Origin of the sequence: Streptomyces sp. NPDC014006 (assembly GCF_043088925.1) — a bacterium.
GTDB lineage: Bacteria > Actinomycetota > Actinomycetes > Streptomycetales > Streptomycetaceae > Streptomyces.
Window position 1 is genome coordinate 151114 of record NZ_JBICAJ010000004.1, and the last position, 24663, is coordinate 175776.

General features: G+C 71.8%; 24 protein-coding genes and 3 pseudogenes. 12 read left to right on the forward strand and 15 right to left on the reverse strand.

From position 1 onward, the window contains the following. Positions 1 to 6: 6 nt before the first annotated feature. Positions 7 to 798 (reverse strand): RNA polymerase sigma factor SigF, encoded by a 792-nt coding sequence (locus ACF1GV_RS15895; protein ID WP_363266774.1) that lies wholly within the window; start codon positions 796 to 798, stop codon positions 7 to 9. Positions 799 to 1044: 246 nt separating this feature from the next. Here ACF1GV_RS15895 and ACF1GV_RS15900 point away from each other — a divergent pair. From ACF1GV_RS15900 to ACF1GV_RS15915, 4 genes and pseudogenes are all read left to right on the forward strand, one after another. Then, positions 1045 to 1501, forward strand: a pseudogene (locus ACF1GV_RS15900) (MarR family winged helix-turn-helix transcriptional regulator). A gap of 32 nt (positions 1502 to 1533) precedes the next feature. Continuing rightward, positions 1534 to 2438: pseudogene (locus ACF1GV_RS15905) on the forward strand (ABC transporter ATP-binding protein). Continuing rightward, complete coding sequence (locus ACF1GV_RS15910) at positions 2398 to 3246, forward strand: ABC transporter permease (protein ID WP_391680623.1); 849 nt, start codon at positions 2398 to 2400, stop codon at positions 3244 to 3246. Before ACF1GV_RS15905 ends, ACF1GV_RS15910 begins: the two are co-directional and overlap by 41 nt. A gap of 216 nt (positions 3247 to 3462) precedes the next feature. Then, positions 3463 to 3984: a hypothetical protein gene (locus ACF1GV_RS15915; RefSeq protein ID WP_363266777.1), complete on the forward strand. Its 522-nt coding sequence runs from the start codon at positions 3463 to 3465 to the stop codon at positions 3982 to 3984. 39 nt (positions 3985 to 4023) lie between these two features. Here the strand turns inward: ACF1GV_RS15915 and hemC are convergent, their stop codons facing one another. Both hemC and ACF1GV_RS15925 read right to left on the reverse strand, forming a co-directional pair. Next, entirely contained in the window at positions 4024 to 4959 is a 936-nt protein-coding gene (gene hemC, locus ACF1GV_RS15920) for a hydroxymethylbilane synthase (RefSeq protein ID WP_391680626.1), read from the reverse strand. A 102-nt stretch (positions 4960 to 5061) separates the two neighbouring features. Beyond that, on the reverse strand, positions 5062 to 6078 hold the full coding sequence (locus ACF1GV_RS15925) for a questin oxidase family protein (protein ID WP_391680628.1): 1017 nt from the start codon (positions 6076 to 6078) through the stop codon (positions 5062 to 5064). A 143-nt stretch (positions 6079 to 6221) separates the two neighbouring features. Between ACF1GV_RS15925 and ACF1GV_RS15930 the strand changes: the two genes are divergently transcribed. Beyond that, entirely contained in the window at positions 6222 to 6515 is a 294-nt protein-coding gene (locus ACF1GV_RS15930) for a YciI family protein (RefSeq protein ID WP_391680630.1), read from the forward strand. Positions 6516 to 6536: 21 nt separating this feature from the next. On the opposite strand, the gene ACF1GV_RS15935 is transcribed toward ACF1GV_RS15930, so the two are convergent. Continuing rightward, positions 6537 to 7304: an NPP1 family protein gene (locus ACF1GV_RS15935; RefSeq protein ID WP_391680633.1), complete on the reverse strand. Its 768-nt coding sequence runs from the start codon at positions 7302 to 7304 to the stop codon at positions 6537 to 6539. A gap of 124 nt (positions 7305 to 7428) precedes the next feature. Then, positions 7429 to 8412, reverse strand: coding sequence for an ATP-dependent DNA ligase (locus ACF1GV_RS15940; RefSeq protein WP_391680636.1), 984 nt, complete (start codon positions 8410 to 8412; stop codon positions 7429 to 7431). Between the two features lie 133 nt (positions 8413 to 8545). Between ACF1GV_RS15940 and ACF1GV_RS15945 the strand changes: the two genes are divergently transcribed. From ACF1GV_RS15945 to ACF1GV_RS15955, 3 genes are all read left to right on the forward strand, one after another. Further along, positions 8546 to 9049 (forward strand): MarR family winged helix-turn-helix transcriptional regulator, encoded by a 504-nt coding sequence (locus tag ACF1GV_RS15945; RefSeq protein WP_391680638.1) that lies wholly within the window; start codon positions 8546 to 8548, stop codon positions 9047 to 9049. 141 nt (positions 9050 to 9190) lie between these two features. Next, positions 9191 to 9565 (forward strand): MauE/DoxX family redox-associated membrane protein, encoded by a 375-nt coding sequence (locus ACF1GV_RS15950; protein ID WP_391680641.1) that lies wholly within the window; start codon positions 9191 to 9193, stop codon positions 9563 to 9565. Then, positions 9562 to 10029 carry a peroxiredoxin gene (locus ACF1GV_RS15955; RefSeq protein WP_391680644.1) on the forward strand — a complete coding sequence of 156 codons (468 nt, stop codon included), beginning with the start codon at positions 9562 to 9564 and terminating at the stop codon, positions 10027 to 10029. The genes ACF1GV_RS15950 and ACF1GV_RS15955 overlap by 4 nt, the downstream gene beginning before the upstream one ends. 4 nt (positions 10030 to 10033) lie before the next feature. On the opposite strand, the gene ACF1GV_RS15960 is transcribed toward ACF1GV_RS15955, so the two are convergent. Further along, complete coding sequence (locus ACF1GV_RS15960; RefSeq protein WP_391680647.1) at positions 10034 to 10612, reverse strand: DNA polymerase ligase N-terminal domain-containing protein; 579 nt, start codon at positions 10610 to 10612, stop codon at positions 10034 to 10036. 72 nt (positions 10613 to 10684) lie between these two features. Next, positions 10685 to 11518 (reverse strand): aldo/keto reductase, encoded by an 834-nt coding sequence (locus ACF1GV_RS15965; protein ID WP_391680649.1) that lies wholly within the window; start codon positions 11516 to 11518, stop codon positions 10685 to 10687. Between the two features lie 97 nt (positions 11519 to 11615). On the opposite strand from ACF1GV_RS15965, the gene ACF1GV_RS15970 reads away from it, so the two are divergent. Next, positions 11616 to 12677: a LacI family DNA-binding transcriptional regulator gene (locus tag ACF1GV_RS15970; RefSeq protein ID WP_391681599.1), complete on the forward strand. Its 1062-nt coding sequence runs from the start codon at positions 11616 to 11618 to the stop codon at positions 12675 to 12677. Here ACF1GV_RS15970 and ACF1GV_RS15975 read toward each other — a convergent pair. Genes ACF1GV_RS15975 through ACF1GV_RS15990 form a run of 4 tightly spaced genes read right to left on the reverse strand, consistent with a single transcriptional unit; the run spans position 12640 to position 17244 of the window. Continuing rightward, positions 12640 to 14019 (reverse strand): glycoside hydrolase family 32 protein, encoded by a 1380-nt coding sequence (locus ACF1GV_RS15975; RefSeq protein WP_391680652.1) that lies wholly within the window; start codon positions 14017 to 14019, stop codon positions 12640 to 12642. The two genes, ACF1GV_RS15970 and ACF1GV_RS15975, sit on opposite strands and share 38 nt — an antisense overlap. Continuing rightward, positions 14016 to 14870: a carbohydrate ABC transporter permease gene (locus ACF1GV_RS15980; RefSeq protein ID WP_391680655.1), complete on the reverse strand. Its 855-nt coding sequence runs from the start codon at positions 14868 to 14870 to the stop codon at positions 14016 to 14018. Before ACF1GV_RS15980 ends, ACF1GV_RS15975 begins: the two co-directional genes overlap by 4 nt. A 14-nt stretch (positions 14871 to 14884) precedes the next feature. Then, the gene (locus tag ACF1GV_RS15985; RefSeq protein WP_391680658.1) at positions 14885 to 15838 is read right to left on the reverse strand and encodes a carbohydrate ABC transporter permease; all 954 of its coding nucleotides are present in this window, start codon (positions 15836 to 15838) and stop codon (positions 14885 to 14887) included. Then, the gene (locus ACF1GV_RS15990) at positions 15835 to 17244 is read right to left on the reverse strand and encodes an extracellular solute-binding protein (RefSeq protein WP_391680660.1); all 1410 of its coding nucleotides are present in this window, start codon (positions 17242 to 17244) and stop codon (positions 15835 to 15837) included. Before ACF1GV_RS15990 ends, ACF1GV_RS15985 begins: the two co-directional genes overlap by 4 nt. A gap of 159 nt (positions 17245 to 17403) precedes the next feature. Here ACF1GV_RS15990 and ACF1GV_RS15995 point away from each other — a divergent pair, with 159 nt between their 5' ends. After that, on the forward strand, positions 17404 to 18945 hold the full coding sequence (locus ACF1GV_RS15995; RefSeq protein ID WP_391680662.1) for a glycoside hydrolase family 32 protein: 1542 nt from the start codon (positions 17404 to 17406) through the stop codon (positions 18943 to 18945). Positions 18946 to 19020: 75 nt separating this feature from the next. Then, complete coding sequence (locus ACF1GV_RS16000) at positions 19021 to 19995, forward strand: TauD/TfdA dioxygenase family protein (RefSeq protein ID WP_391680664.1); 975 nt, start codon at positions 19021 to 19023, stop codon at positions 19993 to 19995. Position 19996: 1 nt separating this feature from the next. Here ACF1GV_RS16000 and ACF1GV_RS16005 read toward each other — a convergent pair. The 4 genes and pseudogenes from ACF1GV_RS16005 to ACF1GV_RS16020 form a co-directional block, all read right to left on the reverse strand. After that, positions 19997 to 21025, reverse strand: a pseudogene (locus ACF1GV_RS16005) (LLM class flavin-dependent oxidoreductase). 97 nt (positions 21026 to 21122) lie between these two features. Continuing rightward, on the reverse strand, positions 21123 to 22322 hold the full coding sequence (locus ACF1GV_RS16010; protein ID WP_391680667.1) for a glycoside hydrolase family 64 protein: 1200 nt from the start codon (positions 22320 to 22322) through the stop codon (positions 21123 to 21125). 150 nt (positions 22323 to 22472) lie between these two features. Further along, on the reverse strand, positions 22473 to 23237 hold the full coding sequence (locus ACF1GV_RS16015) for a dienelactone hydrolase family protein (protein WP_391680670.1): 765 nt from the start codon (positions 23235 to 23237) through the stop codon (positions 22473 to 22475). A gap of 90 nt (positions 23238 to 23327) precedes the next feature. Continuing rightward, positions 23328 to 23948, reverse strand: coding sequence for an L-threonylcarbamoyladenylate synthase (locus ACF1GV_RS16020; protein WP_363266795.1), 621 nt, complete (start codon positions 23946 to 23948; stop codon positions 23328 to 23330). Positions 23949 to 24401: 453 nt separating this feature from the next. Between ACF1GV_RS16020 and ACF1GV_RS16025 the strand changes: the two genes are divergently transcribed. After that, positions 24402 to 24638: a hypothetical protein gene (locus tag ACF1GV_RS16025; protein ID WP_391680673.1), complete on the forward strand. Its 237-nt coding sequence runs from the start codon at positions 24402 to 24404 to the stop codon at positions 24636 to 24638. Positions 24639 to 24663: the final 25 nt, after the last annotated feature.

Consider the following 24663-nt stretch of genomic DNA (forward strand, 5'->3'; position numbering starts at 1 on the left):
CGGGGATCACGGGCGATCGGCGAGGATCTCCTCGCGCAACTGGGCGAAGCAGCCGCTGAGCAGTCGGGAGACGTGCATCTGCGAGATTCCCAGCTGCTCGGCGATCCCGCTCTGCGTCATGCCCTTGAAGAACCGCAGGTAGAGGATGGTGCGCTCGCGCTCCGGGAGCGCCTGCAGGCACGGCTTGACGGCCTCGCGGTCCACGACGGTGTCGTAGCCCGGGTCCGGGCCGCCGAGCGCGTCCCCGAGGGCGTAGCCGTCGGTGCCGGGCATCTCCGCCTCCAGCGACAGCGCGGAGAAGCACTCCAGCGCCTCCATGCCGGTGCGCACCTCCTGCTCGGTGAGCTGCGCGAACGCGGCGATCTCGGCGACGGTGGGGGCCCGGCCCGGGATGGTCTGACCGAGTTCCTTGACCGCGCGCCGGACGCGGTTGCGCAGGTCCTGGACCCGGCGCGGCACGTGCAGCGTCCACATGTGGTCGCGGAAGTGCCGTTTGATCTCACCGGTGATCGTCGGCACGGCGTACGCCTCGAAGGCCCCGCCGCGGTCCGGGTCGAAGTGGTCGACGGCCTTCACGAGTCCGAGCGCCGCGACCTGGTACAGGTCCTCGAGGGACTCCCCGCGCCCCCGGAACCGTACGGCGATCCGCTCGGCCATGGGCAGCCAGAGGCGGACCAGCTCGTCGCGCAGCGCCCTGCGCTCGGTGCCGTCGGGCAGCGTCGCCAGCCGGGCGAAGTCGGCGGCTGTGTCGGGGGCGTCGTCGTGCGGATGCTGCTGCGTCCTGATGGCGGTACGCATCGATGCGCGCCTCCCTCAGCGGATGCTGGGTGGACAGACACCGTGGGACGAGCACGCGGACCGGACATGGAGGGCGTCGGGCCCGGCACACCGGCCCCACGGAGTGCCTCCTGTCCGAAGCACTGACAAGCAGATTCCCCGCTTCCATACGAGTGAAACCCCATTCGCGAAGAACATGGTGATTTGCGAAAGTCCGGCAGTGCTGCGTGAGCGCGGCGTCTCTTGACCGGCCCTTGGTCGGACGTCGTGGGCCAGGACACCCTCCCGGAGGAGCTTGCCGGCGCCCTCGTCGGCGTGCACCGGCTGACCCGGCGCCGGCTGCGCGCCGGGCTGACCGCCCCACGGCTGCGCGGCGCCGAGGTCGAGCTGCTGCGGCTGGTCGAGGCGCGGCCCGGCATCGGGATCTCCGAGGCGGCCAAGGAGCTGCACCTCGCGGGCAATTCCGTGTCCACACTGGTCAATCACCTGGTCCGGGACGGCTACCTGGTTCGCGAGTCCGACCCCGCCGACCGGCGCGCCGCCCGCCTGCTGCCGACCGACGCCGCCCTCAAGCGGCTGCGCGACTGGCAGGAGCGCCGCGCCGAACTGTTGGACCGCCACCTCGCCGGGCTGCCCGAGGCCGACCGGGAGGCCCCTGCGCGCCGCGTTACCCGCGCTGCGCCGGCTGGCCGAGAGCCTGAGGCAGGAGGGGGAGACGCCATGACCGATCCCAAGACTGATCCCAAGCCCGATCTCATGGCCGACACGTACACCGAGACCGGTCCGGTGGCCGGCCCCGTGACCGATCCCGCGACCGGCCCGGTGGCCGGCCCCACGACCGACACCGCTTCCGATGCCGTGTCGTGCACCGGCCTGGTGTACGCCTTCGGTGCGACCAAGGCCGTCGACGGACTCGATCTGACCGTCCGACGAGGCGAGGTCTTCGGAACTGCTCGGGCCGAACGGCGCCGGCAAGACCACCGCGATCCGCTGCCTGGCCACCCTGCTCCCGGTCCCGCCGGGCACGGTCGGAGTCTTCGGCCACGACGCGGCCCGCGAGCGCATGGCCGTACGGCGGCTGCTCGGTTACGTCCCGCAGCAGTTGTCCGCCGACGCGAGCCTGACCGGCCGGGAGAACGTCGCCCTCTTCGCCCGCGTCTTCGACGTGCCGCGCCGCGAGCGCGCCGCCCGGGTCGCCCAGGCGCTGACGGCCGTCGACCTCGCCGACGCCGCCGACCGGCTCGCCGCCACCTACTCCGGCGGTATGGTCCGCCGCCTCGAACTCGCCCAGGCGCTGGTCAGCGCGCCCCGTCTGCTGATCCTCGACGAGCCGACCATCGGCCTGGACCCCATCGCCCGCACCGGCGTGTGGGAGCACATCAACGCCGTGCGCGCCGCCACCGGCATGACGGTCCTGGTGACCACGCACTACATGGACGAGGCCGACCAGTACTGCGACCGGGTCGGCCTGATGCACCGCGGCCATGTCCGGGCCCTCGGCGCCCCCGCCGCACTGCGCGAGCGGCTCGCCGAGCGGCGCGGCGACCCCTGCCACGCTGGAGGACGTCTTCCGCGACGTCGCCGGCAGCGGCCTCGACGACACCTCAGGAGACTTCCGCGATGTCCGATCCACCCGCCGCACCGCACGCCGCGTCGGCTGAGCGGGCGCTCGGCCTCCTGCTCCGCCCGCCCGAGCCAAGGGCGCCGTGGCGGCTGGTGCCCGCCCGGGTGTTTGCGATGTGCGCGGTCGAACTGCAGAAGCTGCGCCACGACCGCACCGGGCTGTACACCCGTGCCGTACAGCCCGCCCTCTGGCTCCTGATCTTCGGTCAGACCTTCACCCGCATCCGGGCGATCCCGACCGGCGGCATCCCGTACGTCGACTACCTGGCGCCCGGCATCATCGCCCAGTCCGCGATGTTCATCGCCATCTTCTACGGCATCCAGATCATCTGGGAGCGCGACGCCGGAGTCCTCAACAAGCTGCTGGTCACGCCCACTCCACGCGCCGCGCTCATCACCGGCAAGGCATTCGCCGCCGGGGTCAAGGCACTTGTGCAGGCGGTCGTCGTCCTCGTCATCGCCGCGGCGCTCGGCGTCGCGCTGACCTGGAACCCGCTGAAGCTGCTCGCCGTCGCGGCGGCCGTGGTCCTCGGATCGGCCTTCTTCTCCTGCCTGTCGATGACCATCGCCGGCATCGTGCTCAGCCGCGACCGGCTGATGGGCTTCGGGCAGGCGATCACCATGCCGCTGTTTTTCGGCTCCAACGCGCTCTACCCGGTCTCCGTCATGCCCGGCTGGCTCCAGGCCGTGAGCCGGGCCAACCCGCTCAGCTACCAGGTCGACGCCCTGCGCGGCCTGCTGCTGGGCACCCCGGCACACCTCGGCGCGGACTTCGCGGTGCTCCTGGTGGCCGCCGCGCTCGGCATCGCCGCCGCCTCCCCGCTGCTGGGCCGGCTGGCCCGCTGATCATGACACACCGTCAAGATCGGTGATCATGGCCGCGGACGTGATGTGCGGCACGCCCCCGAAAACCGGCCGAACGACCGGAAACCGATTCTCCCTGCGCACGGCTTGATCATCGATCACCTGCGCCGAATCCGCTGGCCACAGCGCATGAGGCGCATTTGACAGTGCCCTGACCGCCTGGATAGGAAGCAGCTCTCAGAAGTCGAGAGGTGGACTGTGTACGAGCCGAACGTGGTCGGGGACTGGCACGAGTACGAGGAGCATGCCGGTCTGCGCGTCCGCGTCCACCGTCTGGAGCAGGCGGAGCCGCCGCGCGGACGGGACGACGCGGCCGAAGGGCTGACGTACTTCGCGCTGCGGGTCACGGTGGAGAACCGCGGACCCGAGCGGTTCGGCGTCCACCTCGAGGACGGCCAGATCGACGTGCGCATCGGGCCCGACGGCGAGGGCGCCTTCATCGACTGGCGCAACTCGCAGTTCATCGAGGGCTTCGACGTGTACCCGCTGCGCCGGGTCACGGCCGTGCTGTTCGCCGCCGGACCCGAGGACGCCCTGCGTCAGGTGGACGTACAAGTCCAGCTGCGCGTCGACGAGGAGTGGGCGGAGCGCCGGATGTGGACCGGCGGCCTGGGCGTAAAGGCGCAGCCCTCCCACGTCCCGGCGGGCGCGGGCCGGGACTGCCTGGCCCACCAGGTCAGCACCTTCCTGCGCGACCAGGCCGAAGAGGGCACCGCCTGACGCTCGGGCCACCGGCCGCGAAGACGCGACGGCGTCCGCTCAGTGCGCGATGCCGTCGATGATCTCGCGGGCGCCCTGCCGCAGCAGCGCCACCGCCACCGACGTGCCCAGCGTCGCCGGATCCAGCCGCCCGGCCCACTCGTGGGCGTTCAGGCGGGTCTTGCCGTCCGGGGTGAAGACGCAGGCGCGCAGCGAGAGTTCTCCGCCGCGGTCCACGCGGGCGAAGCCGGCGATCGGGCTGTTGCAGTGGCCCTGGAGCACGTGCAGGAACATCCGCTCCGCCGTGGCCTCCCGATGCGTGTCGGGATCGCCGAGCGCGCTGACGGCGTCGATGAGGTCGCCGTCGTCCTCCCGGCACTGCAGGGCGAGGATGCCCGCGCCGATCGGCGGCATCATCACGTCGGGGGAGAGGACCTCGCTGATGACGTCCGGCCGCCCGATGCGCTCCAGACCCGACACGGCCAGCAGCAGCGCGTCGGCCTCCCCGGCCGCCAGCTTCTCCAGCCGCCGGTTGGCGTTGCCGCGGAACGGGACGCACGTCAGATGCGGGTGGGTGGCCGCCAGTTGGGCGATCCGGCGCACCGACGAGGTGCCGACGCGGGTGCCGGCGGGGAGCTCGTCCAGGGTGAGCCCGCCCGGGTGCACGAGGGCGTCCCGGATGTCGTCCCGCTTCAGGAACGCGGCGAAAACCGTACCGGCCGGCAGCGGCCGGTCCGCGGGCACGTCCTTGACGCAGTGCACCGCGAGGTCGGCCTCCCCGGCCAGCAGGGCCGCGTCGACCTCCTTGGTGAAGGCCCCCTTGCCCTCGACCTGGGACAGATCGCCGAGCCACTTGTCGCCGGTGGTCTTCACCGGTACGACCTCGGTGCGCACCCCTGGATGGACGGCGGCCAACTCGGCGCGGACACGCTCCACTTGAGACAGAGCCATCGGTGAGTCGCGTGAGACGATGCGGATCAGTTCCGGAACGGACATGCGGGTCACGATAGACCCTTCCCACCGATCCGCGCGCCACGGCCAGGCCGTCCAGGCCGGGGTCCGCTGTCGCACCTCGGTCAGGTCCGGTTCACGGGCGCGTCAGACCAGCGGTTCGCTGAGTTCGGCTGCGCGCAGCGCGGCGGCCAGGGCCTGTTCGTCGCCGACGTCCAGGGCGGTGTCGGTCAGCTTGATCACGTGCTCGTCGCCGTGCGCGAGCGCCCGCTCCAGCACGTCCTCGGCCGTGAGCGTGCCCGGCGTCTGCCACGCAACCGGCTCGGCGGGGGCGTACATGGCGGTGACCGCCGCGGACGCCGTCCACGCGGCGTGCAGGCTGGGCACCCACAACTCCCGTGGCAGCGCCTGAAGCGTGCGCAGAACGGCGTTGGGGGCGGTCGCCGCGTGCACCAGCATGGTCTCCTCGCCGTGCCCGTGGGTGGCGTACCGGTGCGTGGCGGCCCGGACGAGTTCGGTGAGCCGTGCCCGCGCCGTGCCGGGATCGGTCACGTCCTGCGCCCAGCCGGGCAGCCGCCGTACGGCCGCCAGCCGGGCCGGGAAGCCACCTTCGGCCCCCTCGACCGGTGGCACCGCATCCAGGGTCCGCGCCGCGCTGTCCGCGCCGGGGAGCGTGACGATGCCCTCGACGGTACGGTGGCGGGCCGCCCAGTAGCCCAGGGCGTGGGCGAGTTCGGTGCGCCGGGGGGCGTTCTCCTCCTGCTCGAGGGCGCGGACGGCGTGGCCGACCCGGATCACCGGGTGCGTCGAGGCGCCGTACAGCCCGGGCAGCAGGCGTGGCCACCACTCAGCGAGGACGGCCCGCCACGGGCGGTCCTCGAGGGCGCGGGAGAAATGGTCGATCCAGTCGGCCGCCCGCCGGTGGTCGCCCAGCGCCTCGCGCCAGTTGGCGTTTGTGACGCGGGCGACCGGGGCGGGGAAGTCCTCCAGCTTGCGGCGGTACAGATCCAGCCAGCGGTGCACGGCTCCGGCCCGGCCGTGCGCGGCGAGGGCCTCAACCACCATGGGGGCGTGGTTGGTGAGCCGCCCCAGCCGTTCCGGACCGGTGGCGTGCAGGCGCTCGAACGCCTCGTCGAGTTCTCCCGTGCTGTCCTTCGCGGTCATGATGCGGACGCTACGCCCTGTCCCCCGGCCGCGGATCGGCCTGCGGTCCGAAGCCGGCCCACGGCGGGAGTCCTAGGCCTGTCGGTCTCGGCCGACCGGAAACCCGGTCGCTGTGCGCCCGGGGGTCGGCTACGGTCCGCGGCATGTTCGTCGTCACAGTGACTTATACCGTGCCGCTGCCCGAAGTGGATCCGTACCGACCCGCCCACGGCGACTGGCTGAACGACCTCGTCGCGCAGGGACTGTTGCTGGCAGCCGGGCGGCAAGTGCCGTTGACGGGCGGTGTCTACCTCGCCGCCTCGATGCCCGCAAAGGAGCTCGACCGGATCCTGGCCACCGATCCGTACCTGCTCAACGGCGTCGCCGCGCACCATGTCGTGGAGTTCGTCCCCTTGCTGGTCACACCCGGTCTGGAGGGCCTCAAGGCCGAGGCGTGAGCGGAACGCGGCGGCTGGTGGTCAGGCGTTCGGGTCGAAGGGGATGCCGGCGGGCTCGGCCGAGGCCAGGTGGGAGGCGAAGCTCGCGTCCTTCAGGCCGAAGTGCGCGCTGCCGAAGTCGTAGGCGCTCAGCTTCTCGCGGATGCCCGGCGGGTAGCCGTTCCAGCCGACGAGTGGCGGGTACTGCCAGGTGTGCTTGTGGTTCTCCGGCGGCTCGTCGTTCGCGCCCGCCAGCCGGAAGCAGTGCGTGCTGATGCCGTCCTTGTGATAGACGACCTTCGGGTGGGTGCCCTCGAAGCGGACCTGGGATGCCGCGTGCACGGTGAACGAGCCGTGGTTGGACGTGGAGACGTACTTGACCTGGTTGTCCTGCACCCACACCGCCACGTGTTCCCAGTCGTTGCGGTGTCCGCCGAGGCTGCTGCCGGGCAGGGCCTGGTCCTTCTCGAAGTACAGGCCGTAGAGGATGACGCACCAGCCGTTGTTGCACCGGGAGCGTGAGTAGCCGTTGGTGTTGTCCAGGTCGGCGGCGTCGTGGCAGTTGCCGTTGAGGGCGCCGGTCGGTTTGAGCCCGCCGTTGACGGTGCCGTCCGGGCCGATGGCCGGGGTGGGATAGCAGCCGTCGGTGTCGTAGTCGAAGGCGGGCTGGTAGGTGCGCTCCAGGCTGTCGGCGTCGGCCGGCAGAGCTTGCGGCGGGGCGGCGAAGGCGGTGGTGGGGACGGCGACGACGAGCGCGAGCGCGGCGCCGAGTCCGGTGAGCCATCTCCTGCTGTGGGCCTTGAACGTCACTGCGTCCTCCTCCTGGCACGGGTGTGGCCGGGCGGCTGTGGGGGCGTTCAGCGTCCCGCGTTTTACATGTCCGCGCCAAGAGGGCCGTAGGGTATCTCCGGTGAAGTCCCGTTGAAGAAAAGGATCATGACGTGGTGTCGGGCAGATCGGCGGCCGACTCCTCGGGCGTGAGGTCCTGTCGCAGCCGCAGCCAGGACGGCTGACGCAGCATCCCCGCCCGGGTCCGGGTGCTGTACCGCACCTCGCCGACGAGCCGGGGCAGCACCCACTGGGCGCCCGGCACCCGCAGGCCGGGCGTGAACGGGCAGGTGCCGGTCGCCAACTCGCCCAGCAGGTGCGCCAGATGGGTCCGTTCCTGCTCGCTCCAGCCGGTGCCGACGCCGCCCACGTACCGCAGTGCGCCGGCCGCGTCACGCTGGCCGACCAGCACCGCGCCCGGTAGCCCCGACAGCCGTCCCTTGCCTGGCAGCCAGCCGCCGACGATCACGTCGACGCCGTGCATGTTGCGGATCTTGATCCAGGCGCGGGAGCGCACCCCCGGCTCGTACACGGAGTCCAGGCGCTTGCACACCAGGCCCTCCAGGCCGTGTTCGCGGGTTGCCGCCAGCGCCTGGGCGCCATGACCGACGAGTGCCGCGGGGGTCGACCAGTACGGCCCGTGCAGGCCGAGCGCCTCCAGCTGGGCGCGCCGTTGCCGGTATGGCAGGGCCAGCTGCGAGCGGCCGGCGAGGTGCAGGACGTCGAACAGGACGAGATGGGCGGGCTGCTCGGCCGCCTTGCGCGCCGCGCGGGCCGGGGCGTGGGCGAGCCCCATCCGGGACTGCAGCAACTGGAAGTCGGCCCGTCCCCGCGCATCCAGCGCCAGCACCTCGCCGTCCAGAACGGCCGCAGTGCCGCCGAGCGCGTCGCCCAGCGCGTGGAGTTCCGGGTAGGCGGCGGTGATCACTTCCCCGGAGCGGGCCCGCAGCACCACGGTGCCGTCCCCGGCCAGATACGCCACGACCCGCTGCCCGTCCTGCTTCGTTTCGTACGCCCAGCGGGAGTCCTGGGAGGCGGGAGGCAGGGTGCCGGGTGTGGCGAGCATGGGAACGATCAGTGGCAGGGTCACGTCCTGAAAGGTGGACGGAAGAGGCCGGGGTCACGCGCGGCTTGCGCGGGATTCGCCTGAACGGGGCGGCGTGCGGCGCTGGCCCGGAAACGCATTTACTTGAGTTACGCAACTATATGGTACCGTGGATTCCATGGCAACATCACCGCTTCCCGCCGCCCCCGCTGCCTCCCCGGAAGTCGCCGAGATCGAGCGCGCCCTGAACCGCATCACCTATCTCAGCACCCGGGCGCGGCAGCACGAGCGGCTCATGGCCCTGGCGGGCGTTCCGCTGGACCGGGCCGCCGTGGCGTTGCTGCGCCAGGTCGCCGACTCCGAGCCGCTGCGCTCCGGGGAGCTGGCCAACCGGCTCGGTGTGGAGGCCTCGCACGTCACGCGTACCGTGCAGCAGCTGCAGAAGTCCGGGTACCTCACGCGGGTGCCCGATCCGGACGACGGGCGCGCCCAGCGCATCCAGCTCACGGATGCGGGGCGCCGTGCGGTGGACGCCGTCCGGGACGCGGGGGCGCGCGGCATGCAGCTCGCGTTGGCCGAGTGGTCCACGGAGGACCTGCGGCAGCTGGCCACGCTGTTCCATCGCATGGTGGACGACTTCTTGGCCCGGGCCGCGGCGGTGGAGGAGGAGGGCGATGTCTGATCGTCGCCTGCGGCGGCCCGCTGCGGCACGTCGCGGCGTGCGTCGCTCCTGCCGTTGCCTGTGAGCGGGGCCCCGGCGGGGGTGTCCGCGTGGTCCTACTCTCCAGTAATATCGCGCGCCTGGCCACCCTCAGGAGGAACCGTGTCCCAACGCTCGCCCCTGCTGCTCGCCGGTCTGCTGGCCACGGCCGGTGTCGCCCACTTCGCCGCGCCCCGTTCGTTCGACGCGACCATCCCGCGGGCTCTGCCCGGGCGGCCGCGCGCCTGGACGTACGGCAGTGGCGCCGCCGAACTGGCCCTCGCGGCGGGCCTGGCCGTTCCGCGCACCCGGCGGACCGCCGCGCTGGCGGCTGCCGCTTTCTTCGTGGGGGTGTTCCCGGCCAATGTGAAGATGGCCGTCGACTGGCGTGACCGTCCCGCCCCGCAGCGGACCGCGGCCGTCGCGCGGCTGCCCCTCCAGGTGCCGCTGGTGCTGTGGGCGCGTGGCGTCGCCCGCGCCGCGGGGGTGCGGCCGTGAGCGATGCGCCCACCGTGGGGGAACGGGTCGAGGACTTCGCGCTGCCCGATGAGACCGGCCGTACCCGGCGGCTCACCGAGCTGCTTGCCGACGGGCCGGTCGTGCTCTTCTTCTACCCGGCCGCTCTCACTCCCGGCTGCACGGCCGAGGCCTGCCACTTCCGTGACCTGGCCGCCGAGTTCGCCGCCGTCGGGGCCCGGGCGGTCGGGATCAGCGGTGACGCCGTGGACCGCCAGCAGGAGTTCGCCGCGCGTCATGCGCTGGGAGTGCCGCTGCTCTCCGACGTCGACGGCGCCGTGCGTGAGCGGTTCGGTGTGAAGCGCGGGTTCTCCCTCGCGCCGACCAAACGGGTCACCTTCGTCATCGCCGAGGACCGCACGGTCCTGGAGGTCGTCCGCAGCGAACTGCGCATGAACACGCACGCGGACCGGGCGCTGGCCGCGCTGCGCAAGCACCTGGAGTGACGGCTCACCCTCCGGCGTCGGCCGCGACCTGGGCCAGCGTCCGGCCGGTGCGCACCGAGCGGGCACGGCGCGGGTCGGGCGTGCCGTGCCCGTGTGCGCCGTGCCCGGCCTTGACCAGCAGCCAGTCGCCGTCCCGGAACCGGGTGAGCGCGTAGTCGCCGCGCAGCTTGCTCCCCTTCAGCCGGAACGTGGCGTGCCCGCGCTCCAGCGACTCGGCGAAGTCGACGGGACGGCCCCGGCGGTCGTGGCTCAGCGGCTCGTAGGTCCCGGCATCCCAGACGATCACCGTCCCGCCGCCGTACTCGCCCTTGGGGATCACGCCCTCGAACTCCTCGTACTCCAGCGGGTGGTCCTCGGTCGGCACCGCCAGCCGCTTGTCGTGCGGGTCGCCGGACGGCCCCTTCGGCACCGACCAGGACTTCAGCACGTCGCCGACCTGCAACCGGAAGTCGAAGTGCATCCGGCGCGCGTCGTGGATCTGGACCACGAAACGCGGCTCGTCGCTCGCGGCCGTCGCGTGACCCTGTGGCTCCGCCGTGCGGTCGAAGTCCCGTTTGGTCTGGTACTCCCGCAAGCGCTCCACCGGCTCCTCCTTCCGACGCCGGCCTCCGGACGCGAGCCTTCCGACGCGAGCGACGGGTACCCGCGCCGTGGCTCAGAACTCCTCGTGGGTCTCCGGGTCGCCGCCCAGCCGGTGCGGGCTGTGGTGATGTCCGACGGCTTCCATCTCCTCGGCGTCCAGCGTGAAGCCGAAGACGTCCAGGTTGTCCCGCCGGCGCTCGTGGTCGGCGGACTTGGGGATCGGCAGCGCGCCCAGCTGGACATGCCAGCGCAGCACGACCTGCCCGGGCGACACCCCGTACGTGCGGGCGATGCCGGCGATCCTCGGGTCGTCCAGCAGATGGCTGCCCCGGCCCAGCGGGCTCCAGCTCTCCGTCACGATGCCCTTGTCCGCGTGGAAGGCGCGCAGCTCCGGCTGCGGGAACAGCGGGTGCAGCTCGATCTGGTTCACGCTCGGCAGGACCCCGGTCTCCTTCTCCAAGCGCGTGATGTGCTCCGCGGTGAAGTTGGAGACTCCGATCGAGCGGACCAGGCCCTCCTCCCGCAGCTTGATCATCGCCCTCCAGGAGTCGACGTACTTGTCGAGACGGGGGAGCGGCCAGTGGATCAGGTAGAGATCCACGTGGTCGAGGCCGAGGCGCCGGCGGGACTCCTCGAAGGACGCGAGGGTCTCCTCGTAGCCGTGGTGGCGGCCCGGCAGCTTGGTGGTCACCACCACGTCCTCGCGGGGTACGCCGCTGCCCGCGATGCCCCGGCCGACGCCGGTCTCGTTGCCGTAGTTCGCTGCGGTGTCCACCAGGCGGTAGCCCAGGCCGAGGGCGCCGCGCACGGCCTGCTCGGCGAGGGCGTCGTCCATCGGCCAGGTGCCGAGCCCCAGGGCGGGGATCACCAGGCCGTCGTTGAGGGTGTACGTCGGGATGTCGCTCACGGGTCGGACCTTCCCTCGGCTGTGTCGTCCTACCAGCGTCACGGATAGGGTGAGCAGTGATCAACCGGACCGGGTGGGGATGAGGGCAGCGGACGGCATGGGCGGCACCGAGGAACAGCGCACCACGGGCATCCGTGCCACGTCACGTGACGTGGCACGGCTCGCCGGGGTGTCGCACACCGCGGTCTCCTTCGTCTTCAACGGCCGGGCCGAGGGCAATCTCTCGCCCGCCACCCAGGAACGCATCCGGCAGGCCGCCGCCCAGCTCGGCTACCGCCCCGACCCGGTCGCGCGCGGCCTGCGCCGCCGTCGTACGGCCGTGATCGGGCTGGTCACCGACGAGATCGCGTCCTCGCCGTTCGCCGGGCGGCTGCTGCGCGGCGCCATGGAGACCGCGTGGGGCAGGGAGCACCTGGTGCTCACCGTCGACTCCGGCGGCGACCCGGCCAAAGAGGACGCGGCCGTCGCCGAGCTGCTCGACCGGCGCGTGGACGGCATCATCTACGCGGCGATGTCCCTGCGCCGCGTCCGGGTCCCCGAGGGCCTGCACCGCACCCACTCCGTGCTGGCCAACTGCCTGCCCGAGGACGACTCCCTGCCCGCCGTCATCCCCGCCGAACGCGCCGGCGGCCGCACGGCGGCCCGGCTGCTGCTCGACCAGGGCCACCGGCGCCTCGCGCACATCGGCGGCCTCGACGACATCGCCTCCGTGGAGCGGCTGCGCGGCTTCCGCGACACGCTGCGCGCCGAGGGCATCACGGTTCCCAAGGAGTGGGTGGTGCGCACCGGCGGGGAGATCGCCGGCGGCTACGAGGGTGCGGTGCGGCTGCTCGAGGGTGTGCCGGCCGACCGCCGCCCCACCGGGATCTTCGCCTACAACGACCGGGTCGCGGCGGGCATCCTGCACGCCGCGACCCGGCTCGGGATCGACGTCCCCGGTGACCTGTCCGTCGTCGGTTACGACGACCAGGAGCACATGGCCGCCTTCCTCACCCCCGCCCTGACCAGCGTGGCGCTGCCGCACCGGGAGATGGGCGAGGCCGCCGCCGCGCTGCTGCTCGACGCGATCGACACGGGCCGTACCCCGGCCGCGACGGTACGGCGGATCGCGTGCCCGGTGGTCAGCCGTGCGTCGGTGGGACCAGCGCCCACCCGGTGACGGCGGCCCCCTCACCGGTGACGGTCAGCTCGGCGACGTCGGACGGGCTCCGGTAGACACGCTCGGTGACCATGGACCGGTCGTCGGCGAACAGCTCCAGCAGGGAGCCGTCGACCAGAAGCCGTACGCTGCGCGCCGGGGTCCGCAGCACGAGCGGGGCCGAGCCCTCCCGGCCCACCCGGGGCCAGGCGGAGCGGTCCACGGTGACCGTGCCCGCGTCGGGGTCCAGCCGGACGGTCAGCGCGTCACCGGACTCCGACCGCAGCAGCGACAGGATGACCGGCGCGCTCGCGGTGACCTCAAGGTCGTACGCGTCGGGCAGCGCTGTCCGGACCGGCGCCGTCACGAACGGCTCGGGTGCGCGCAGGAGGGCCAGTTCCGGGGCGGGGGAGAGGCGCAGGGAGCCGTCCGCGGTCACGTCGAGGACCCGGGGGGCGGTGAGCACGCCGGCCCAGCCCGCACGCTCCACCTCGGCCGGGTCCCGCGCCTCCCAGGACCAGCCCCACAGCAGGGCGCGGTCCGGTTCCTGGAGCGCGGCGGGCGCGTAGAAGTCGCGGCCGTGGTCGAGGCGGCCGCCCGCGCCGGCCTCGAAACGCAGGCCGCCTTCGGCGTCGTCCGCCAAAAGCCCCGTCAGGTAGCCGGTGCTGCACGGGTCGCCGTCCCACAGCGACAGCACCAGCACCCACGCACCGCCCGGTGTGAGGGCGAGCTGCGGGCACTCCCAGCCCACCGCCTTGTCACCGAACGCGTCCGCCGCGACCGGGTCGTTGCCGTCCAGCAGCACCCCGGCGAACCGCCATGCCGCCAGGTCGTCGCAGTCGTACAGCAGGACCGACGGCGTACCGTCGGCGTGACCCGCGCCGACCAGCGCCCAGCGGTGGCCGGCGTGGCGGAAGACGAACGGGTCGCGGAACATCACCACGTCCAGTCCCTCGGGCGGGCCGGACAGCACGGGCTCCGGCAGCGCCTTCCACTCGGTGAGCATGGCGTCGTCCGGGTCGGCGGCGCGGGCCAGGCAGACGGCACCGAGGCCGCTGTGGTGATGGTCGATCCCGGTGTACACGGCGGTCGGCACGCCGTCGTCGTCGACCACGCACCCCGACCAGCAGCCCGCCTCGTCGGGGCCGCCGGGGGCGGGCGTCAGTGCGATCGGGTGGTGGGTCCAGCGGGCCAGGTCAGGGCTGGAGGCATGCCCCCAGTGGATGTTGCCGTGCACCGGAGCCTCGGGGTTGTGCTGGTAGAAGAGGTGGTACCGGCCGCGCCAACGGAAGGGCCCGTTGGGGTCGTTGACCCAGTGGGCGGGCGGACGGACCCGGAAGCGCGGGGCGTGGGCGAGGCTCAACGGTTGACTCCTGCGGAGGTGATGCCCTCACGGAGAGGGCGCTGGCCGACGAGGAAGACGGCGACGGCCGGGATCATGGACAGCACGACTCCGGCGAGGACGACGGAGATCGAACCGGTGCCGAGGTTGCCCTGGAGGGAGACCAGGCCCAGCGGCAGCGTGTAGTTCTGGTTGGAGGTCTCCAGGATCAGCGGCCGGAAGAACTCGTTCCAGTGGTAGTTGAAGGCGAGGACGCCGACGATGGCGAGGCCGGGCGCGGCCAGCGGCGCGTACACGGACCGGAAGATCCGCCACGGGCCCGCGCCGTCCAGCATCGCCGCCTCGCCGAGGTCCTTCGGCATGCCGAGGAAGTACTGGCGCATCAGGAAGGTGCCGAACGCGGTGGGGAAGGCGGGGACGATCAGCCCGAGCAGGGTGTCGGTCAGCCCCATCGTCTTCAGGACCAGGAAGACCGGCACGATCGTCACCTGCAACGGCACCATCATCGTCGCCAGGACGAGGCCGAACAGGGGCTTTTTGAAGCGGAACTCGAGACGGGCGAAGGCGTAGCCCGCCAGGCCCGCGGTGATCATCTGGCCGGCCGCGATCAGCGCGGTCACCAGCGTGGAGTTCAGCGCCAGCAGCCACACGTCGATCTGGTCGAACACCCCGCGGTACGCCTCCGTCGTGGGGTGCGCCGGGATGATCCGCGGCGGCAGGTCGAAGGACTCGGCGGGAGTGCGCAGCGAGGTGGACAGGGTCCAGATCACCGGACCGAGGGTCAGCAGCGCGCACACCGTGAGACCGGCGATGCGCGCCCACGGCGCGAGGGAGTTCCGGGTACGGCTCAGGGTCGGGGTCGCTTGGCTCATGTCGCTCACCGGGCTCACTGGTAGTGGACGAAACGCCGGCTGAGCCGGAACTGGAGGGCGGTGACGGCCATGATCAGCACGAACAGCAGCACGCCGACCGCGGACGCCTCGCCGAAGCGCAGCTGCTCGAACGCGGTCTCGTAGATGACCATCACCACCGTGCGGGTGGAGTCGCCGGGCCCGCCGTTCGTCAGCACATACGGCTGCTCGAAGACCTGGAGGGCGTTGATGATGCCCACCACGGACGCCACCAGCAGCGTCGGAGACAGCAACGGCAGGGTGATGGACAGGTGCTTGCGCAGGCCCGTCGCCCCGTCGAGGGAGGCCGCCTCGTGGACCTCCTTCGGGATGTTGTTCAGACCGCCCACGAACAGCAGGAACGAGAACCCGAACTGCTGCCAGACATAGACCAGGATCACCGCCGCCATCGCCGCGTGCTCCGACGTCAGCCACGGCACCGGGGCGATCCCGATCAGCCCGAGCGCCCAGTTCACGACACCGAAGTCCTGGTTGAACAGGTACTTCATCACCACCGAGATCGACGCCGCCGACAGCACCAGCGGAAAGAAGAACGCCGAGCGGAACACCGAGCGCAGCCACACCGGCATCCGCCCGTTCACCACGATCGCCAGCACCAGTGCGATCAGCAGTTGCAGCACGACGGCCAGCACCATGAACACCAGCGTGTTGCGGAAGGAGACCAGCACGGTGGAGTCGCCGAACACCTCGCGATAGTTGGCCACCCCGGCGAAGGCGGGGGAGTCGATGACGTTCCAGTGGAACAGGCTCAGCACCACCGAGCCGACGATCGGCACGACCGTGAAGACGACGATGCCGACGATCGTGGGCGCGAGGAACAGCGTGGCCAGCAGTCGTGTGCCGCGCTCGCGCGGGCCCGGCCGGGCCGGGGCGGCCGCCGGCGCTTTCGGGCGCGTGGTGCGCGCCGGAGGGACCTGGGTGTTCGTCATATCTCACGCTCCATGGCCTTCTCCAGGTCGCCCTGCATCCGGCGCAGCGCAGGACGCACGGCGCGTGGGGCGGACAGTGCGGTGCCGGTGTGCTTGAGCAGCACCTGCTCCACCTCGGCGACCTGCGGCGGTGCCGGGATCGGTCCCGTGTCGGGGAACCGGTCGAGGGTGTCGTAGAAGACCCGCCAGTGCGCCGGGCCGGTCTCCCGGTAGCGGTCGGCCGTCAGCATCGAGCGGCGGGCCGGGGTCGTCTGGTTGGTGCTGAACAGCTGGGACAGGGTGTCGCGGCGGGCGGAGTACTTGATGAACTCCCATGCCTCGTCCTGCCGCTTCGAGGTGCGCAGCATGGCGTAGCCGGCCGCGCCGTACTGCATACGGTGGGTGCGCCAGCGCGGGAAGTACTGCGTGTCGAAGCCGTCCGGCCGCACCCCCGCCAGATGCAGGCCGCCGGCCCAGAAGCCGCCCGCGGGTGTGACGCCGACCCGGCCGGTGGAGAACACACCGATCAGGTTCTGCCCGTTGCCGCCCTCGGGGCGGCTGCACAGCCCGTCCCGCACCAGGGAGGCGAGGTAGTCGTACGTCTCCTCGACCCGGTCGGAGGTGGCCTGCGGGGTCCTCCAGCGGAAGCCGCCGCCGCGGCCGTGCCGCTGCTCGGCCGGGTAGAAGGCGTTCCACAGCCAGTTGCCGCCCGGTGCCTTGGACTCGGCCAGCAGGTTGGTGTCGTTCGCGAACAGCCAGGGCACCACGCCGCCCCACAGCCGGTTGGTCCAGAAGTACGGCGTGAAGTGGGAGTCGCTCGCCTGCTTCATCCGGCGCAGCAGCGCGGTGAAGTCGTCCCGGGTCCACTCCGCGTCCGGGAAGTCGGCACCGGCCCGCCGCAGCACCTGCGTGCTGAGGTACATGTCGGCCGCGTTGAACTCGATCGGCAGCTGGTACAGGCTCCCCTCGTACATCATCGACTCGACCAGCGAGGGGTGGACGTCGGCGAAGTACTCGCGCAGCTCGGCCGCGTCGCGCTTCACCCAGCGGTCCAGCGACACACCGAGCCGCTGCGCGAACAGCTGCACGCCCTCGGTCGCCACGTAGACCAGGTCGGGCGCGGTGCCCGCGGCGATCTGGGTGAGAATCTTGGCGAAGAAGTCCGACCAGTCCACGGCCTGTACGGCGTTGATACGGACCTTGATGTCGGGATGCAGCCTGCGGAAGCCGTCCAGCAGGGTGCGCACGCCGTCCGGGGAGAACGCGGAGCCGAGGGTCGCGACGACGAGGGAGCCGTCGTCGCGGCCGGGGATGTCGGCTCCGGTGAGCCGGTCCCAGCTCGCGGCGGTACCGGCGACGGCAGCGGCGGCCGTGCCGTAGGCGCCGTACCGCAGCAGTGTGCGGCGCGGGAGGTGCGGGTCGGTCATCGAGGGGCCTAACTCGTGTTAGTCGAGCACTGATGCCCCAGATGATGAGAACTGCGTTACGCCCCTGTCAAGACTGTTGCACGCCTTGACCTTTAACGAGTTAGGTCTACAGTCCTGGTCCACATGAGTCGCCATTTCCGACGAGAGGAACGATGTGTGATGCGTGGAATGTCCCGGAGAGCGTTGTTCGCCGGCTCGGCCGTGGGCGCGACGGCGGCGCTGCTGCCGGCCGTACCGGCAGCAGCACAGCCGAAGGCTTCCGCGGGCTGCGCCAGCTACCGTGCCCGCTATCACCTCACCGTCCCCGACCAGTGGAAGAACGACCCCCAGCGTCCGGTCTGGATCGACGGCGAGTACCGGTACTACTACCTGTACAACGCGGACTACACGACCGGCGCCGTCGGCACCGCCTGGCGCCTGGCCACCAGCTCCGACCTGGTCTCCTTCACCGACCGCGGCATCGCCGTGCCCAAGGACACCACCCCCAACGGCGACGTCTGGTCGGGATCGGCGGTCGTGGACACCGACGGCACGGCGGGCTTCGGCAAGGGCGCGGTCGTCGTCCTGGTGACCATGTCGCCCGACGACGGCCCCACCTCACAGGCCCAGTTCCTGTACTACTCCATCGACGGCGGCCGCACCTTCGCCCCCTACGGCACCGCTCCCGTCCTGCCCAACCCGGGCGTGCGCGACTTCCGCGACCCGAAGGTGATCCGCGACGACGAGCGCGGCCGCTGGGTGATGGCCCTCGCCGAGGGGAACAAGCTCGGCTTCTACCACTCGCCGAACCTGCGCACCTGGACCTCCGCCGGATCCTTCACGCACGACGGCATCGGCGTCCTGGAGTGCCCCGACCTGTTCCGTATCACCGCCGACGACGGCACGCCGAAGTGGGTCCTGGGCGCGAGCGCCAACGGCAAGGGCGCGGGTCTGCCGAACACCTACGCCTACTGGACGGGCTCCTTCGACGGCACGCACTTCACCCCCGACACGCCCGAACCGCAGTGGCTCGACCACGGCTGGGACTGGTACGCGGCGGTCACCTTCGACAAGCGGGACGCCAGCGGCACCCTCGACGAGCGGGCGCGTTACGCGCTGGGCTGGCTGAACAACTGGGACTACGCGAACACCACCCCCACCATCGACTGCGACGGCTTCAACGGCACCGACTCGATCGTCCGCGAGATCCGCCTGGTGCGCGCGTCGGACGGTTACCACCTGGCCTCCCGCCCGGTGGCCGCGCTGGACGGGTACGTCTCCCGGACCGTGCGGCTCGGCGATGTGACGGTCGACGGCACCCGCGTCCTGGACTACCGGGGCACCGCCTACGAGGTCAGCTGCGAGATCACCTGGGACCAGCTCACCGGCGCCGGCCTGCAACTGCGCCGCTCACCCGACGGCGGCCGGCACATCGACGCCGGGATCTACGGCGACTACGCCTTCCTCAACCGCCGTCCCACCGTGAACCCCGACGCGTCCGCCCGCTGGCAGGAGAGCCACAGCCCCTTCGACCCGGCGGCGCGCTCGGTGCGGCTGCGGATCCTGGTGGACCGCACCAGCGTCGAGATGTTCGTCGACGACGGCCGCTATGTGCACTCCTCGGAGGTCTTCCCGTACCTTCTCGACACGGGCCTGGCCCTGTTCACGAGCGGCGGCAGCGCGGTGTTCCGGAACGTGGTCATCCGGGAGTTCACGGTGTGAGGCGTTCTCGCCCCGGTGGGCGTTCCCTGTCACGATCTTTGCGGTAGGTGAACGCCCACGACCACCGGAGTGCGTATGACGACCGACAGCGCTGGGACGGACGGGACGACGCGGGTGGACGGTGTGGAGGTGCGGCCGGTCGCCGGGTACATCGGGGCCGAGATCAGCGGCGTCGATCTGGCCGGGGAACTGGACGAGGCAGTGGTCGCGGCCATCCGCGCCGCCGTGCTGCGCTGGAAGGTGGTGTTCTTCCGCGGGCAGGACCTCGACCACGCCGCCCACGTCGCGTTCGCTCGCCGGTTCGGCGAGCCGGTGGTGCTGCCCAGGCGCGGCAGCGCCTCCCCGGCCGACGTACCCGAGGTCGAGACCACCGCCGACCGGCTGGAACTGGGCGGCCGGTTCGGCATGGAGCACGAGGAGTGGTTGCAGCGCCGCCGCCACACCCTGCTGCGCGGCTGGCACTGCGACCACGGTGCCCGCGTCGACCCGCCGGCCGCGACGATCCTGCGCGCCGAGACCGTCCCTCCGTACGGCGGCGACACCACATGGTCCAACCTGGCCGCCGCCTACGCCGGACTGTCCGCGCCCGTACGGGAGTTCGTGGAGGGGCTGCGGGCCGAGCACCGGCTCGGCGTCGGCTACCGGCCGCGGCCCGGCGACGACGCCTACGTCCGCCACCTGCTCGACCACCAGACCGCCACCGTCCATCCGCTGGTGCGGGTCCATCCGGAAACGGGGGAGCGGATCCTCTTCGTCAACGGCTACTACCTCGAGCAGATCACCGGGCTCTCCCGCCACGAGAGCCGGGCCGTCCTCGACATGCTCCTGGAACAGGCGGTCCGCCCCGAGTACACCGTGCGCCTGCGCTGGGAGCCCGGCACAGTCGCCTTCTGGGACAACCGGGCCACCATCCACCTGGCGCCCGGCGACAACGCCCACCTCGGCTTCCCGCGGATCATGCACCGGGTGATGCTCGCCGGGGACGTGCCCACCGGGGTGGACGGCCGGCCCTCGGAGGCGATCACCGGGAGCGCGCCCGGCCGCTGGTAGCTCAGCCGGCGGGCCGCCACCCCAGTGCCGGTCCCAGCCTGGTCGCCGTGTCGGTGAGGATCTGCACGTAGTCCTCGTGCCCGAAGGTGAACGGCAGCGCGAACGCCACGTCGTCCACCTCACGGAACGCGGGGTCGGCGTGCAGGCGTGCGGCGATCTCCTCCGACGTGCCGACCAGGTCCGGGGCGAACAGCAGCCGCCCGGGACCCTGCGGGGACGCCGTGCGCGGCAGCCACGCGGCCGCGCTACGCCTCGTACCGGGCGCGCTGCCCGGGCGTGGCGGAGTCCGTCGGGACGACGACCAGCCCCTGGGAGACGCGGGCAGCCGCGCCGTCCGGGTGGGAGCCCCAACAGGCGCGGATCAGATCCCGCTGGATCCGCGCGAAGTCCCACGGACCGTCCTTCTCCTCGGCCTTGACGACGCTGCTGGTCAGCAGGTTCATCCCGTGCTCACCGGCCCACCGGGCCGAGCGCAGGCTGCCGCCGCCGTACCAGAGGCGGCCTCCGAGGCCGGGGGAGTGCGGCTGGACCCGGTCGGAGAAGAACTCGAACCCCTCCCTCCCGCTGAAGTCGGTGACCGGCTGCCCCGCACCGCGTCCAGGAGCCGTTCCAGCCGCCCGTACCCGAAGTCCTCGGCCTCGGCACTGTCCGGGTACAGGGCGTCCTTGACCTGGTCGTAGTGCGTCGGCGGCCCCACGCTGACGCCCGGGTCGAGGCGGCCGCCGGACAGGACGTCCACCGTCGCCAGATCCTCCGCCAGCCGCAGCGGGTTCTCCCAGCCCAGCGGGATCACCGCGGTGCCCAGCTCGATGCGCCGGGTGCGCTGCGAGGCCGCCGCCGGCACGGCGACCGGCGAGGAGATGCCGTACTGCAGATGCCGGTGCCGCACCCAGGCGCTGTCGAAGCCGAGCCGTTCACCGAGCTCGATCAGTTCCAGGGTCGACGCGTGACCGCGGCCCGGATCGGCCTCGTCGAACAGGCCGATGGTCAGGAAGCCGAGCTTGCGCAGGGGGCGTGCGACGGGTGGCACGGGCACCTCCGTCGTCCGGGCCCCTCCGTGCCGTCCACGGTCTCGCGACGATCCTACGACCCGGTCATTGCGACGACATGAACGGTTCCGGGCGAGGTCAGTCCAGCGGATCCAGCGTCAGATATGCCTGCTGCGGGGCGCCGTCGTGCACGAGGGACTCGTGGTGCCCCACGTCGTCGAAGGCGAAGGCGTACGCCGTGCCGTCGGCCATGCGGTCGTGGATGACCCGGGCGTAGTGGTTGGTCACGGCGTCCTGGTAGAAACCGGCCGCGGAGGTGTCCGGCTGGCTGGGGTTGGTCAGCAGCGTGGTGCGGTTGAAGCCCGCGCACAGGGTGCGCGAGATCGGGCCGCGCACGGCGTCGTTGGGGGCGTCGAGCAGCTTGTGGCAGCCGAAGACGCTGTCCGCGTCCGGCTTGCTGAACGACGTGACGACCGCGCCCGTGCCGTCGGTGAAGTTCATGACGCCGCCGGAGATCCGGCCGTAGAACTTCTTGCCGGGCTGGTCGGCGAACGGGGTCACGGTCAACGTGGAACCGGCGTACTTCTGCCACACCCGGTTGATGTAGTCGTCCATGACGGACGCCGGCAGCGCCCCGCTCTCCAGTCCGTGCCCCGGGGACAGCACCCGCAGCGCCGTACCGTCGGACCGGGTCTGGATCAGCTTGCCCCAGCCACCCGCCTGGGCCCGCAGTGCGTCGAACACCGCGCGGTAGCCGCCCGCCTTCAGGTGCCCGGTGCTCGCCGTGCTGCCGTCGGAACGCTGCACCCCGACGGCGTACGGCGCGGAGAACATGTCCACCTGTGTGCTGTTGAGCCACAGACCGCCGTCATTGAGCGTGTACTCGGACCAGTTGAAGAGGATGTCCCGGTTGGGATCGCTCGGATTCTGCACGGCCGGCTGCACCAGCCCGCCGGTCGCCAGCCGGAAGTCCAGCTTGCGGCCGTAGGAGAAATAGATCCGGCCGGAGAGCTTCGGGATGCGGATCGTCTTCGACTGCCCGGCGGACGGCCCCGGGATCGACGCGTCCGGCGCGGGCACGGGCGGTGTGCCGCCGCCCGGCCAGGGATGGAAGGCGCCGTCGGCGTCGGACCACCCCTGCTGACCGGTCGTCAGCGAAGTACCGAGCGTATAGACGTAGACGGGCTCCGTGCGGCCGGAGTTGTTCGTCAGTTTCAGCGGGATCGTGTCCGGCACCGAGGCCTGCGCCGTCGACGGCGCCTGTACGGCGACGACACCACCGATCAGGGCTGCTGTCGCCGTCGCGGCGAGGACCCGGTGCTTCAGGCGTGCGAGCACGCTGCACCTCCGTACTGTGTGGGGGGGTGTCCGGACTTGGTCCGGACCACTTTGAGAGCGCTCTCAGATTTCCGCTGAGACGCGCTCATGTCAATAATTGACACAGAAGAAAGACGCCCGTGCCCCACGGTCACGGGCGTCGCGCCGAGGTCAGCCCTCGCCGAAGGTGCGCTCCAGAAGGTCCAGGAGCGCGACCCAGTGCCGCTCCGCGCCCTCTTCCTGATACGCGGACGTGTCGGCCTGGGTGTACCCGTGCGGCGCGCCCGGGTAGACCTCGCAACGGTGCCGGACGCCCGCCGCGGTGAGCGCGTCCTCCAGCCGCCGCATCTGCTCGGGGTCCATGGACGGGTCCTGGTCGGCGTGGCCGAAGTACAGCTCCGCCTTCACCCGGTCCGCCACCAGGTGGGGGCTGTCCGGGGCGTCCGTCGCAAGCTGACCGCCGTGGAAGCCGGCCGCCGCGGCGACCCGGTCCGGATGGGCGCCGGCCGTGCGCAGCGCCAGCCGCGCTCCCATGCAGTAACCGGTGACCGCCACCGGCCCGTCCGCCACGTACGGGGAGCCGTCCAGCCATTCCAGATAGGCGCCGGCGTCCCGCATCGCGCGCTCGGGCGTCAGCGACTGCATCACCGGGCGCAGCTTCTGCCACATCCCCGGACGTGCCGCCGGGTCGATGAACTCGGGCAGCTCCACGACCGGCGCCCGCCCGTGCCGGTAAAAGACGTTGGGCACCAGCACGGTGTACCCGGCGCCCGCGATCCGGTCGGCCATGGACCGCAGGTGCGGGCGCAGCCCGAAGGCGTCCTGGTAGAGCAGGACGGCCGGACGGGGCCGGCCGTCGGCGGGGCGGGTCAGGTAGGCGTCGGCGGTGCCGTCGGGGGTCGGTATCTCGACGTCTGTTCCCTGAACGGAGGTCATGGTGCGTACCTCATCACGGTCGGCGGGTCCTGGCTCCTGAGACCAATATCGTTGCACACGCCACGGAGTTCCCCGCCAGGCCGGCGTCGCTCACTCGAAGCGGCTCACGTCCCCGGCTCCGCGCCGTACGATCTCGGCCTCGCCGCCCGAGAAGTCGACGACGGTCGTCGGCTCGGTGCCGCAGTCACCGGAGTCGAGCACCGCGTCCAGCACATGGTCGAGGCGGTCCTTGATCTCCCACCCCTGAGTCATCGGTTCCTCCTCGCCGGGCAGCAGCAGCGTGCTGGACACCAGCGGCTCCCCCAGCTCGGCGACCAGCGCCTGGGTGACCGTGTGGTCGGGGATACGCACGCCGACGGTCTTCTTCTTGGGGTGCTGCAGCATGCGCGGCACCTCCCTGGTCGCCGGGAGGATGAAGGTGTAACTGCCGGGCGTCGAGGCCTTGATCGCCCGGAACACGTCGTTGTCCACCCGCACGAACTGGCCGAGCTGCGCGAAGTCCTGGCACACCAGGGTGAAATGGTGCCGGTCGTCCAGCTGCCGGATGGAGCGGATCCGCTCCATGCCGTCGCGGCTGCCGAGCCGGCAGCCCAGCGCATAGCAGGAGTCCGTCGGATACGCGACGAGTGCGTCGTCGCGGATACTCGCGGCGACCTGCGCGATGGTGCGCGGCTGGGGGTTGTCGGGGTGCACGTCGAAGTACTTCGCCATCCGCCGAGCTTATGCCCCCACCGACTCCCACGCCGACGTTGCCCACCGCCGACGGCGAGCTGGGGCACCTGGCGTCGACTGGGGCCACGGCGCGCTGGGCGCCCGGCGTTGCGGTGAACGCCGTGGGCCACGTGTCTGCCCCACCGAGGCGGCGCGAAGCTGAACCCACGACGGCCAGCACCCGCGTACGGCGGGAAGGGGGCCCCGACCCACAACGAACCGCAGGCGCCAGGCACGCCGCGACGCACCGAAAGGGGATGCCGCAGGCACAAAAGGGGCGCGGGGAACGGCGCGACCAGCCACAACGAAACCCGCGCCCGAAACACGACCCGGCGCCGCAGGCACCCGCAGGCACCCGCAGGCACCGACAGGCAAAGGCGTGTGGCAGCACCCCGCACGGGTACCCGCCCGTCACACAGACGGCAACCGCTGAATCGGACGGAGGATGCCCGCATGACCAGCAACACGGAGACCGGCGGCGTCACCGGCACGCAGGACAAGGACTACAACCTGATCTGGTACGTCGAGGCATGCCTGAGCAACGCGCTCCGGCTGGAGAACTACGTCCAGGACGCCGAGCGCGAGAAGGACACCGAGGTCGCCGACCTGTTCCGCAAGGCCCAGGCGGACAGCCGCAAGGGCGCCGAGCTGGGCAAGGAGCTGCTGCGTGCGCGGCTGAGCGGAAGCTGAAGCCCGCGGACGAGGAGGGGCCCGT